Source organism: Paenibacillus sp. J31R122, assembly GCF_056269185.1.
In genome coordinates, this window is record NZ_JBWDNM010000002.1 from 410,847 (window position 1) to 424,722 (window position 13,876).

9 protein-coding genes and 1 pseudogene are annotated in these 13,876 nt (G+C 35.4%); all 10 read left to right on the plus strand.

What is annotated here, in order from left to right:
* Positions 1-32: 32 nt before the first annotated feature.
* The 10 genes and pseudogenes from AC0YN7_RS05000 (at position 33) to AC0YN7_RS05045 (ending at position 13,633) form a co-directional block, all read left to right on the plus strand.
* On the plus strand, positions 33-170 hold the full coding sequence (locus tag AC0YN7_RS05000) for a hypothetical protein (protein ID WP_475808847.1): 138 nt from the start codon (positions 33-35) through the stop codon (positions 168-170).
* A 345-nt stretch (positions 171-515) separates the two neighbouring features.
* Positions 516-1,913 carry an ABC transporter substrate-binding protein gene (locus tag AC0YN7_RS05005; protein ID WP_475808848.1) on the plus strand — a complete coding sequence of 466 codons (1,398 nt, stop codon included), beginning with the start codon at positions 516-518 and terminating at the stop codon, positions 1,911-1,913.
* 96 nt (positions 1,914-2,009) lie between these two features.
* Positions 2,010-2,921: a carbohydrate ABC transporter permease gene (locus AC0YN7_RS05010; protein WP_475808849.1), complete on the plus strand. Its 912-nt coding sequence runs from the start codon at positions 2,010-2,012 to the stop codon at positions 2,919-2,921.
* A 16-nt stretch (positions 2,922-2,937) separates the two neighbouring features.
* On the plus strand, positions 2,938-3,780 hold the full coding sequence (locus AC0YN7_RS05015) for a carbohydrate ABC transporter permease (RefSeq protein WP_475808850.1): 843 nt from the start codon (positions 2,938-2,940) through the stop codon (positions 3,778-3,780).
* 35 nt (positions 3,781-3,815) lie between these two features.
* Positions 3,816-5,834, plus strand: a complete 2,019-nt coding sequence (locus AC0YN7_RS05020) for a DUF5107 domain-containing protein (RefSeq protein ID WP_475808851.1) — start codon at positions 3,816-3,818, stop codon at positions 5,832-5,834.
* 230 nt (positions 5,835-6,064) lie between these two features.
* Positions 6,065-6,556, plus strand: a pseudogene (gene sigK / locus AC0YN7_RS05025) (RNA polymerase sporulation sigma factor SigK); the annotation flags it as partial.
* 162 nt (positions 6,557-6,718) lie between these two features.
* A complete protein-coding gene (locus AC0YN7_RS05030; protein WP_475808852.1) occupies positions 6,719-8,944 on the plus strand; it encodes a hypothetical protein in 2,226 nt (741 codons plus the stop codon).
* Positions 8,945-9,070: 126 nt separating this feature from the next.
* Entirely contained in the window at positions 9,071-10,819 is a 1,749-nt protein-coding gene (locus AC0YN7_RS05035) for a hypothetical protein (protein WP_475808853.1), read from the plus strand.
* The gene (locus AC0YN7_RS05040; RefSeq protein WP_475808854.1) at positions 10,801-12,414 is read left to right on the plus strand and encodes an AAA family ATPase; all 1,614 of its coding nucleotides are present in this window, start codon (positions 10,801-10,803) and stop codon (positions 12,412-12,414) included. The genes AC0YN7_RS05035 and AC0YN7_RS05040 overlap by 19 nt, the downstream gene beginning before the upstream one ends.
* 1 nt (position 12,415) lies before the next feature.
* The gene (locus AC0YN7_RS05045) at positions 12,416-13,633 is read left to right on the plus strand and encodes an HNH endonuclease (RefSeq protein WP_475808855.1); all 1,218 of its coding nucleotides are present in this window, start codon (positions 12,416-12,418) and stop codon (positions 13,631-13,633) included.
* Positions 13,634-13,876: the final 243 nt, after the last annotated feature.

Below are 13,876 nucleotides of genomic sequence, written 5' to 3' on the forward strand. Positions count from 1 at the left end.
ATGCTCCGTTGGTGTCTCCAGGAGAGCCGAGATTGCTTCAATTTGATCAAACCTTTGCCTCACTGGATGATGGTATGCATTTTAATCTTCATAACAATGTGTGGGGAACAAACTTTCCAATGTGGATTGAAGAAGATGCCAAATTCCGCTTTACTTTGGAGTGGAAGTAATAGAGATAATATGCTAGTAAGAGCGTGAATACAAGAAGATTTTGGCATTGTTGAATTACGAAATATAATATGAAAAAGGCAAACAACGTACCTTGGGTTTGTTGATCCTATGTACATTGTTTGCCTAATTAGGTAAGAATCTTAATGTGGCAGAGGTTATCATTATTATACCGAATAAAGTCGAAATAGCTAAAAATTTCACATCTATTGTGAAATATTTTGCATACCTTCGATGAAATAAAATAATTATACTAAGTTCAGAGTCAAGCGATGATTAAACAAAGTTAAGCGAAAAGAATAATTTGTTTGATTACTTGATTACTATTTTTCAGGGGGAATAGATCCATGAAGAAGACAAAAAACAGAATTGGGATTTTATTATTGCTTTTGATGGTTACGCTTACAGTGCTAGCGGGGTGTGGTACATCAAACAACAATGGCGCTCCTGCCTCACCTTCTCCGGAGACAACAGTTAAACCTGATGATGCAAATGAAGGGGATCCGGTGACTGAACTTTCGGGTAAAGTCGTTTTTTGGTCCATGTGGAGTAATACAGAACCTCAAGCCAAAGTTATTGAAACAGCAGTTGCAGATTTCAAGGCTGCTAATCCTAAAGTAGAGGTTGAATTAAAGTTTAATGGTCGTGATCTTGCCAAGCTGATCAAACCAGCTCTAGAGAGTGGCGAGAATATTGACATCTTCGAACAGGATCCGTCAAGTGCTCTTGCGAATCTAAAGGAACATTTGCTTAAACTTGATGACTTACTTACTCTACCGGCAATTGGTATGGATGGAAAGTCAGTAAAGGATTCCATATTGCCTGCTTTAATGGATTGGACAAAATCCCTTTCAACGAAAGCGGAGTTAGAAGAAGGATATTATGCCATTCCGCAACAACCTTATGCAATATTGTTCTTCTATAATAAAGAATTGTTTGAAAAAGCAGGAATAACAGCGGTCCCTCAGAATTGGGAAGAATTCTTGGCGGCTTGTGAATTGCTTAAACAATCCGGAGTTGAAGCCATCACATTTGATGATGCATACCGTGACCTATTGATTGGTGGTTATCTGAGCAGCGCAATGGGTAGTGACTGGGTTGATGCGCTTGTTAAGGATACTACAGGTGAAATGTGGAAGGAACCAATCGTTCTTCAATTTGCTAAGGATATCGAGAATCTTAAGAATAAAGGTTATTTCTCCAGCAAGATAGCAGGTAATAAGTATCCAGCAGGTCAACAAGATGTTGCTCTAGGCAAGGCTGCCATGTACTTAAATGGTACTTGGTTGCCAAATGAAGTGTTAGGCACTTCTGGACCTGATTTTAAATGGGGTTCCTTCCAGTTCCCGGTAATCGCGAATGGCAATGATAAAGGCGGTCAACAAGGGCTGTCATTTGGCGCACAAGGACTTCTGTTGAACAAGAATAGTAAGAACATTCCAGTAGCATTTGAGCTTGTTAAATACTTGGTAAGTAAGAAAGCACAAGAAGGTATGGCTGCTCAAGCATTAGCTATTCCAGCAACAATTAATTCAGAATGGCCAGCACCTTTAGCAGAAGCAGCAGTAGCATTTGAGAACGCTAAGGTGAATATGCCTTGGGGCTTCGGTATAGGCAGTGGGGCTGATTTTTCAACCGGTACTGTTTACCCTGTATTTATGGAATTGGTGACGGGTAAGATTACTGCAGACCAGTATGTAGTTAAAATGACGGATGAAGCAAAAAAATTCTACGGCACAAAGTAAAAAATAGTAGCATTTGATCTGGGTGTAGCAGATGGTTTGAACGTTGCACCCAGATTTTATTTTAATAAATGAGCATATATTTACTGGAGGTAAGTTATGAGGATTAATAAATCGACAATCGCCCTTTTTCTATTACCTGCCGTCATCATCTACCTTGCTATTTTTCTATATCCAACACTTCGAGCCGTCATTATGAGTTTTTATGATGTTCCTTCTATTTCAAGTAAAATTGCAGAATGGAACTTTGTCGGAATTGAAAATTATACGGGTCTTTTCCGCAGCCCTTACTTTATTAGTTCGCTGTGGAATGTTCTTGGTATTTGGATTATAGGTGGGGTAATCATATTTACCTTTGCGTTTATCTATGCCGTTATTCTAGCTTCAGGTATCCGTTGGAAAAACTTCTGGAGATCGCTGATTTTTTTGCCGAATACGGTTTCAGCTGTTGTTTTATCGGTGGTCTGGCTGCAGTACATATATAGCTCTTCTGATTATGGTTTTTTAACTTCAATATTTCGTTCATTGGGCTTGACGTCATTAGCCAATATTCAATGGACAGATAGTGACCATTTATATATTTCTATGATTATAGCCTTCAGTTTTGGTTCGATAGGTTATTTTATGTTAATTCTTAGTGCTGGAATGGATCGAATACCTGGTGACTATTATGAAGCCGCTTTGCTCGATGGTGCAAATAGTTTCGATAAATTTTTTAAGATTACTTTGCCACTTTTACAAGATGTGTTTAGAATAACTTTGGTTTTATGGACCATAACGGCCTGCAATTTCTTTGTTTGGTCTGCGACATTTGGTCTTGATGATCCGAGTACGGTCACACCTGCTTATTATATGTATCAAAAAGTGTTTGGCAGTGGCACTACTGTTTATGTAGAAGAATCATTTAATGTCGGATCGGGTGCATCAGTCGGCATATTAATTACGCTAACTATCCTTATCGCTTCTGCAATTATCAACCAATTTTTCAAAAAAGATCGTCTAGAATATTAAATTAGGATGTGAGGAAATGCTTAATAAAGCTCTGAAAAAAGAGGTTCGGTTCATACCTTCTTATATCATGCTTTTTACGTGGTTGTTATTTACGATCATCCTGTTTGGCTGGGCTGTACTGGCATCATTGAGTACTACAAGAGAAATATTCACAAATGATTTACTTGCAAGTGGATTTCATTTTTCCAACTATACAGATTTATTTAAAAACCAGGATATGGGCCGATATTTTTTTAACAGTGTTTTTTATACGGTTGTATCCTGTATCGGTATTCTCGTGGTTGCAGCACCTGCTGCTTATATAGTAGGCCGAGTGAAATTTAGAGGACGTCAGATTGTAAATTTAATGTTCTTGTCTGCACTTGCTATACCAGGTGTTTTGACTGCTATTCCTTTATTTTCACTTTTTGTTCAATTCAAGCTTACTGGATCTATCTATTCACTTCTACTTATTTATATCTTCACAAATGTACCATTTGCGGTGTTTTTACTTTCGGGATTTTTCTCGTCCATTCCAAAGGAGTTTGAGGAATCTGCTGCTATGGATGGATGTGGTCCTGTCAAAACATTCATCTTCATATTAATACCCGTTGCTATGCCAGGGATGATTACACTAACCATTTTTAACGTTTTGGGAATTTGGAACGAGTATTTTATGGCTCTCATTTTTGCTAACAATCCGAGCACTCGTACAGTTGCACTCGCGCTTCAGTCCATCGTCCAAGGCTTTACCAATACAGGTAACTATGCCGGTATTTTTGCAGCTTGTATGGTCGTGTTCCTTCCAACCTTTATTTTATTTATCTTTGTATCTAATAAAATTGTAGCAGGAATAACTGTAGGTTCAGTAAAGGGATAATATCATGGAAAGTGAGTGGGAATATGAGCATTTACATGTCAACATTAAATATTGAAGGTACGCACTTGGAAGGGGTGAATCCCCTACCCATGTTTAGAAATAAAAATCATCATCGAGAAGTCATTATAGGTGATAACTTCACGGATGAACAAAAGCTGAAACTGGGTTATGAGACTGGTGAAAGATATTTACCCTATCAAATGCAGGATAGATATTCAAGGGACCGGAAAGAAATGATTTTAAAAACGATTATTTTAGAGAATGAATGCTTAAAAGCTGTATTTTTACCCGAGTACGGCGGACGATTGTATTCACTTGTCGATAAGAAATCAGGTAGAGATATCCTTTATAAAAATCCAGTATTTCAGCCTGCTAATTTAGCTATTCTAAATGCATGGTTTTCCGGCGGGGTAGAGTGGAATTTTGGACAGGTTGGTCATACATTTTCGACCTGTTCGCCTGTTCATGCAGCCAAACTCCATGATGGTGAAGGCAATGAATTTCTAAGAATATATGAATATGAGCGCTGCAAAAATGTGTTTTGGCATATTGATTTTCATCTGCCGCAAGGTTCAAGTGAATTACTTATCTATGTACGTATAGTTAATGATAATAATGATCCGGTTCCTATGTATTATTGGACGAATATTGCCGTAGAAGAAACGGAAAAGGCTAGAGTATTCTCGACAACAAGCGAAGTAATCTATATCGACACAAATCTAAAGGGGCATGGTCTAGGTCATATGCCTATCTTGCCATCAGTACCCGAAGCGGATGTATCTTACCCGATTCAATTTCCATTTGCGAATGAATACTTTTTCCAAACTCCCAAACAATGTAGATCGCCATGGGAAGCTATTGTATATGAAGATGGTCGGCTATTCTATGAACGTTCTACTTCATTGCTACGTTATCGCAAAATGTTTTGCTGGGGTAATCATGCAGGAGGAAGACGCTGGCGTGATTTCCTAGCAAATCCAGACCAAGGGGACTATATCGAATTACAAGGAGGAATGGCTCCTACCCAACTTAATGGAATGGACATGCCTGCGCATACGACATGGGACTTCACACAAGTTATGGGAGTTACTAAAGTAGACACTCTTTTGGCTTATGATGAAAACTGGAATAATGCTCGACTATTTATTGAAGAACAAGTCGATGATCAGATCGATGAAGCCGAAGTTTATGGGGTTAATGAAAAATTGCAAGCGCTCGCTCATATTCAACCAGAAGAAATGCTACATATTGGGTCACAGTGGGGAACGTTAGAACAAATACGAAGAGAAAAACAGGAGCTTAAAGGTATACCTAATGGGTTTAGCTTTTTTACAGAAGAAAACTTAGAAGCACCTCAATGGCCATGGATGGCTCTTTTGGAAAACGGATATTTCCCCGATCATGATATAAATGAAATTCCAACATCATGGATGGTACAGGAAGAATGGATGGAGTTACTGAAGGAAAGTCTATCCGCGGTGGGAAATCAAACGTGGACGGCATATTTACATTATGGAGTTATGCTTTACGAAAGAGGATTGGAAGCTGAAGCTTTGGAGGCATGGGGACGTTCCTTACAAATTAAACCTTCTGCTTGGGTTTATAGAAATCTAGCCGAGGCAGCGAAACGAAATGATAGTTTAACCAAAGCGTTAGCTTATATGGAGCAAGCCTACCATATTTCAAACGGATTTCCTGACCGAGCGTTTGTTGAAGAATATTTGAATCTAATGATACAAAATAATGAGTTTAATCGAGCATGGGATTTATATGAGTCATTACCAGAACAATTCGCTCAAAGTGATCGAATACAGATTATTTTAGGGGGAGTAGCTCTTGAATTGGATAAGGATTTATTTATGGAAAACTTATTCACGACAGAGTTTGCGGTAATTCGCGAAGGTGAAGTGCAGATTGTTGACTTATGGTATAAATATAACGCCAAAAAACTAGCAGCAGCGCAAAATGTAGAATTATCAGAAGATCTAATTGAACAAGCAAAAACGTTATTTCCACCACCAACGAATATTGATTTCAGAGTTATAGGAGCATAATCTGTGAGTTCAAGAATCGATTGATCATTGGACGAGGCTGACCCATTGGGAAATGTCTTAATGGTTTGTCTCGTTTGGGTGTTGTAAATGTTAGTCAGGGAAGACTAATAGTTGAGGTGTGTTGGAAGAAAGAGTAAAGAGGGGGGGCATCGAACCCCTCTTTTTTATGTTCGTTATCCTACTTTGTTGATTCATATACAAAAATATGACCGCCATTTATTTATAGCGGTAACACAGGTGAAGATCTCGAGGACCTGATTTCTATCGGTACGATTGGATTGATTAAGGCGATCGAGAGTTTTCAGACGGGAAAAGGCACGAAGCTAGCGACGTTCGCAGCTCGTTGTATTGAGAACGAAATACTTATGCATCTACGGTCATTGAAGAAGACACGGAAGGACGTTTCTTTACATGACCCGATTGGAACGGATAAAGAAGGCAACGAAATCACGTTAATCGACATCCTGGGCACCGAGGCTGATTATATCGTAGATAAGGTGCAGCTTAAGATAGAAAAGTCAAAGATTTATAAGAACCTTGATATATTGGATGACCGTGAGAAGGAAGTTGTTATTGGTCGCTTCGGGTTGGAGCATGGCGGGGATGAGCGGACGCAGCGGGAGATTGCGAAGGAGCTTGGGATTAGTCGGAGCTATGTGTCGCGGATAGAGAAGCGGGCGTTGATGAAGCTTTATCATGAGTTTTATAAGGCGAAGAGGTGAAATATAGGCTGTTTGCTTAGTCTTCTAAGTGAACAGCCTCTTCTTATTTCAAAATCGGGACTTTTGGGTTAAAAAACACATCCAACTATTAGAAAAGAAGGAAACTGGTCCTAGTTGTCGAATTTTGAATTATTATTGTTTTGAATAGAGGAGGTTATGTGTATGGACAGAATCAAGGTTGTAATTGAGAATTGTTATGGGATCAATAAGTTAGAACATGAATTTGACTTTACCGGAACAAATTCAGCATATGTAATTTACGCTCCAAATGGTGTTATGAAAACCTCATTTGCCAATGTTTTTGATGACTACAGTAAGAACAAAGATTCAAGCGATTTGGTTTATAAAAATCGTATACCATTGCGAGAATTAACAAGATCTTCTGGTGATGAAATTGAGAGAGAATCTATTTTTGTAATAAGGCCATATGAGAAGAATTTTAAATCTAATCGTGTTTCGACATTACTAGTTAAGGATGAGCTGAAAAAGAAGTATGAAGAAATTCATGAGAAGATTGATTATGCTAAAGTTTTACTTTTAAAAGAGCTAAAGAAAATTACAAAATTGAACAAAGTAGAAGATGAGTTAGTTAGTACTTTTGGTACCAAGGAATCAAAAATAGTAGAGGTCTTATTTGATCTTGAGGCTTTTGTATCAGGCGAGAATTTAATTTATCAATATTCAGATGTTTCCTATAAAATTGTTTTTGATAACAAGGTAATCGAGTTTCTTTCGAATGGAGAATTTAAGTATCAAATTAAGCAATACATAGAAAAATACAATGACCTATTAAAAAATTCAACTTTTTTACGAAAAGAGTTTAATCATTATCACGCAAATACTGTCCAGAAGAATTTATTAGATAATGGATTCTTTAAAGCAGAGCACATAATTAATTTGAATATGAAAGGTGTAAGAACAGAAGTTACATCAGCATCAGAATTTTCAAAGTTGATAGCTGACGAGAAAAATAAAATACTATCTGATGTTACACTCCAAAAAATATTTGAAGACATCGATAAAAAAATTTCTAACGCTCAGTTAAGAGAATTCAGGGATTACTTGTTTGAAAATCAAGACTTACTTATCGAACTAGAAGATATCCAAGACCTTAAAAGAAAAGTATGGATCTCTTATATTCAAAACTACTCGGAATTATATTTCAATTTAATTAAAGAATATAAGGTAGGCCAAATAGAATTAAAGAGAATTATTGAACAGGCAAATAAAGAAAGAACGGATTGGGAAAACGTAATCGACATCTTTAACAGAAGATTTTATGTTCCTTATACACTTAGAATGAGTAATAAAGCTGATAGTGTGTTAAAAGATGAAGCGCCCAGTGTCGAATATATATTTCAAGATCGAGAAGAACATTTCGAATCTGTAAGCGAGGAAATATTACTTTCGATACTAAGTCAAGGTGAAACAAGAGCATTGTATTTATTAAACATTATATTTGAGATTGAGTGCAGGAGGAAGCAGAGCCTTAAAACATTATTAGTGATTGATGATATTGCCGATTCTTTTGATTATAAAAATAAGTACGCAATCATAGAGTATTTAAAAGAAATTTCTGATTCGGATAATTTCTGTTTAGTTATTCTTACACATAATTTTGATTTCTACCGTACAGTGCAAGACAGAATAAAAACGGATAGATTTACACAGTCATTTATGGCTGTCAAAAACGTTGAATCTATAAGTTTAATAAACCCAGGATATAAATACATAAGTAACCCTTTTGCAAACTGGAAGAAGGATTTGAACAACAAGGCTAAATTAATTGCTTCAATTACTTTTGCAAGAAATATAGCAGAGCATATAGGTGATACGGCAAATAATAACAAACTTACTTCGATGCTACATAAAAAGGAGGATTCATGGTCGTTTAAAGTAAAGGATATTGAGAATTGTTACAAAGATTTATTTAAAGATTTGGATTCATTAGCTTTAAATAATCGAGAGTCTTATGTAAAGGATGTTATTTTTGAAGTTGCTGATCAAATATGTATTAATGATTCAGAAATAGGATTGAACCTCGAAAATAAAATAGTTTTATCTATAGCAACAAGAATTAATGCGGAAATATACATGATTAATAAAATTAATGAACCCACCTTCGTCTCAAAAATTAAAAACAACCAAACTGGAAAGTTATTTGGAAGGTTCAAAGATAAGTTTGCTAGAGAAGTAGAAGCTATAAAATTACTTGAAAGAGTTAATTTAATGACCCCGGAAAATATTCATTTAAACTCTTTTATGTTTGAACCAATCTTGGATTTATCTGAGTTTCATCTTAAGGATCTGTATGTAGATATTAAACAACTAGTTATTTCAGAAGAACACATTAAAAATTATGCTGCGGCAGCATCAGAAAAAGATTGAAAATTAGTTAGCATTACCTTTTATTTGTACTCGACGTAACTCTATGACAAAGTAAGATTTATAAGGGAAGTCAGAATGGCCCATTGTGCCCTTTAAATTAATTAAGTTAGGATAGTGGAAAAAATTATGAATAGAATAGAAAAACTATTAAATGAGTTGATTAGTACTGTTTATTCAAGTACTAACAGTGTTTTATCTGTGGCCGACCAAATAACCTTCTTTTGGGGAATTATGCTGCTTGCAGATGATAGTCCACGTCGACTTAGATATCCATACAAGAGTAGCCTTAATTATACCTGGGAGTCTCTACTACATGAGAAGGAGTATGCTTATAACATAATTCAAGACAAAATTCTCCCTGTTATGAAGCTACATAGATCTTACCTACCTAAGAGAATAGCTAAAGGAGGGGAAAAACTAACAATCACACCAATGCAGTGTGCAAGAATTATTGAGATTCTTAGCGATATATGTAGCAGTGAGGAAAGTTGGTATCAATGGGGTAGTGGTAATGATAATGGTTTGGTAATTTATGATCACCTACTTAATCAACTATTTGACGAGTCGATCGAGGGTGAAGAATTGTGGATCCAAGAAGATTTAGTCGATTTTCTGGCATCATTTGCAATGAATCATTTAGATTATCCAAAGAGCATCCATGATGTAAATTATCGTTCCGGTCAATTTCTAACAGTTATGAATACTCAGATTCAGAATCATTGGACTAGAGCAACATTTAGGCTCACCGGTTACTCATTATCACCTGTTATGACACGAATAGCAACTTTACGACTGCTACTCAGTGGAGTTAAAAGCTTTAGTCTACTGAATAAAAATAAAATAAGTGAACTTGGTAAACCAACTAAGTACATATCACCTAGAAGTAAAGAAATGCACGATATTGTATTTATATATCCTCCGAGTAATAAAGATAGTTCTTTAGTGTGGGATAGTGAACTTTCATATGAAGGGGTTATTAATTATCTACGTTATGGGCTTAGTGTTTGCAGTGATGAAGGTGGATGGATATTTGCTGTATTACCTGAAGAGTTTTTAAATAACCAAGTTTATGAGTTGTTAAATGAAATTAAAGATCTTGCTATGATCACAGCAATAATTAGTTTACCCAAGTCGAAAAAATCAATGAGATATAATAATAAAAATATACTCATGACGATTCAAATTAGACCGACTGAAGGTATTCAAGATATTAATAAAATCAAAAGGTATAGTATCTCAGATTTCACTAATTCTCAAGTCTCTGCATTCTGGAATGACTACAATAATGAGAATCGTACAGTAACAGAAACACCAATTAGCTCAGAAACAAAAGAAGGAAGGCCACTTAGAATAAACGAGCTTATCCTATCCTCAATCTCTAATTATGGAAATGATAACCTTCAGGATAGTTTAACACGTTCATCTCATAAAATAATTGAGTGGTATAACTATCTAGATAGTTTGGGAAATGTTAGTGAAGTAACAGATGCAATTCAAATGTTAATACGAGATCAATGTATTGAAGCTGTTATAACAGAAGAAGGACAAGTTTTTTTTCGTCTTAAACAACACAATTTAAACAATAATAACAGAGATATTAGATTGCAAGAAGTACTTTCCTTAGAACAATGGAACCTATATCAGGTTTTTTGTAGCTCGAAAGCACCATTAGCAGTTCATAAAGCTAGGCAAAGTTTATCTAATGAAGATCAGAGTAAATTAACTATACAACATGCATTAGATACCGTTTATTTGTTGAGTCGATTAGGATATTTAGAACGAATTGATGAGTTATTAGATGAAAATAATTATAGTTTTATAGATACATGGACAATAGTTCCTGAGGGAGAGCGGAAATGGAAATTCACAGTTTAGCTTTAGAGAATTACAAACAATTCAAATTTTTTAGCGGTAATTTTGGAGAAAGAGATAATGATATAAGTAAATTATCTTTAAAATTTTTGGTCGGAAACAATGGATCAGGCAAAACTACTGTTATGCAAGCTATAGGTCTTATCTTTACAAGAGCAATGAACGACGAATCACCGGGATTTAAATACGAAATAATTTACAGCATTGCAAGAGGAGATAAAACTACATACATCTTACTTTCAAATGATACCAGTAAGTATCGCTTTAAAGGTCGTGTACATATTCGTATTTCAAACGATAGTTTTCCTAGTGTAAAAGAGGGTCAAGTAATTAAGGAAAGATTTAGTGAGCGAGATGACCTCCATCCACGAAGAATTGTGAGTTTTGCTTCAGGGCCAAATAATTCACTTGAGGGAGTACTAGTTGACTCGCCACTAAATGCTATAAATAGTGATATATATGACGAGTTGCATAAGAAAGAACTAAATGGTAGTAATCTCAATTATCTGCGCCAATTACGAGGTAAGTTACTTTATGAGCCAAGTAGCCTCAATTTTGATTCTAACAATGCAACATTAATTTTAGCAGCTCTGTTGTTGTCAACTCCAGCAAATAATTATGAAGTCGATGATTATAATTATAAAAAAAATGAGCTCTTTTTAATGGTTAAAAATATCACACCATACTATATTTCACTCGAGATAGATGAAGAGAACTTTAGAAAACTTCAAAACTCATATACGGATAAAAAGAGGTATGAAAGGATGTTTTTAGAGTTAGTCGAGCATTCGAAAGGCGAATCTAGAATCAAGATTATTTTTCAAAAAGATAGAATAGTTCCAAAGGCTGTAAGAACAATCACATTCTCAGTTGAACAAGTATTGTCACTTAACCCAACAGAGTTTCTAACAATGCTAATGTTCTCTAAGAAAGAAAACTATTTGTACACTGCAAATGTTTTTTTTAAACACAACGATACAGAGCATTTATTAGACCAAACAAGTCTGAGTGATGGTGAATATTTATGGTTATGTCGAATGGCATTAATTATCTTATCCCAACAAGAAAATGATGAGAATACTTTATTCCTTTTTGACGAGCCAGACGTATTCCTTAATGAGAATTGGACAATGCAATTTATTAGTAAGTTACATGAATTTGTAAAATCATCGACAAAAAAGAAGGAGGGCGAAAAGGAGAGATATAATCGGCAAGAATATTGGATTGCAACGCATTCCACGCTAATTTTAACTGATGCATTCCCTAATCAGACTCTTATGATTGAACCATCAATGGAAGTAAATGAATTATCATTATCAAGTAAAAGAGGGACTTATGAGGCGATGCCCCTTTCTACATCCACTTTCGCTGCTGATCGCAGCGAAGTAAGTATGCAGTTGTTTATGGACCAACGAATTGGAGAGTATTCTATGCAATATATCAATAATAAACTTGATAACGATCGTCCTACTTCAGTAGAAGCTTTAGAAAAAGTTGTTGATAAAATTGGTCCTGGTTATCAACGTTATCGTATGTTGGAGTATTTGCAACAGATTCGAAATTCTTCTAGAGGCTTATTTAATAGATTGGAGAATTGAGATGCTTATCGATCTAAATAAACCTACTATGATTCATAAAGAAATGAAATTGGCTGGAGAATGTTTTATAGATCTGATTGAGTACTGTCTTAAATTAAAGATATACGACGGACAATTTAGTGGGAAATTATTTTTAAGCAAACCTAGATATAAAAAATATAAGAATTGTTGTTTAATGCAGCATCAAGATGCTATGCATAATCGTATCGAGGATTTGTTTGCTGGTATTCCTCCTAGTATTATGCCAACTGTAGTTTCCTTCCTCAAATCTGATCTAAATTATGCTAGGGGACATTCAAGTGGAACATTCCAATTTGCAGGATATCTTAATGGTTTGAGTTTCCCGGTTATGTTAACAAAAGAAGGTAAAGAAAAAATATTGGAGACCTTATCTAAGGTTTTTGGTAAGTTATACAAGGATTTCTTTGACCATAAAGCAACTGGAGTTCTACATAATAACAGGGATAGATTTAAAAAAGAATATTTTACAATAAACTCTCGACGCGAGAAGATTTGTCCAGCTTGCCTTGGATTATTTTCATTTGGAGACTCACAGTTAGATCATTATTTCCCCAAGAGTTTATTTCCAGCCCTTGTAATTCAACCTTTTAATCTTGTTCCAATATGCTCAAAATGTAATTCTGCTATAGGTAATAAAGAAACACAAGGTAAAGGTGATCGTGTTCCGGCCTGGCCTGCCAATACCTATGAGATAAATTCACCGGGATGTTTGACAGACATTTATGTGCCGTATATTCGCTCAGCAGAAAATAAAATGATATCAGAGCTTTCAGGATATCCAGGGAATAGGAGAATAAAAATAAAAGCCTTATCTACGGTTGACCCTATAGAAAATAATCGTATTGAGCGACATGTAGTAACATTTAATCTAGAAAAAGTATGGACAGATAGAATTCCTCATCACTTTAATATCCTGATGGAAACAGTTCGAAAGGAGTTTGAAGAAAAATATATTAAATCTCAATCCTTGAGTAAGGAAGAAGTGGGACATTTTTTGTACGAGAAGCTAATAGCTCCAACTAATAAAGAATATGTTTATGAAACTGCTCACCAGTTTGAGTACATTAACTACGTTACTTCAATTGCAACTATACCTGTAAGCTTTCATCCTTTTTATGATGAATTAATTAAGGTATTAAATGACGCTTGTAAGAAAGCCAGAAAGAATACACTTAGAGAGCGATTAAAGAAGGCTTGAGTTTTTTCTATACAATCAGGTATTACGATTTTAAGTATGATAAGTTGGATTCTTGGTGATTATTCTATTGATGGGCGAATAACTTTTTGCAAAGCGGCACAAAATTGTTGTTTAGACAATCGACTTGTTCGATGATGTTTTACCGGATTGGCCTGCCTTTAGAAAAATTGAAATAATAGAAGAGGTTTTTAAGATTGTAGTCTTGAAAATTAAGCTCTATATAGACATTCAATGAGGGAAAGG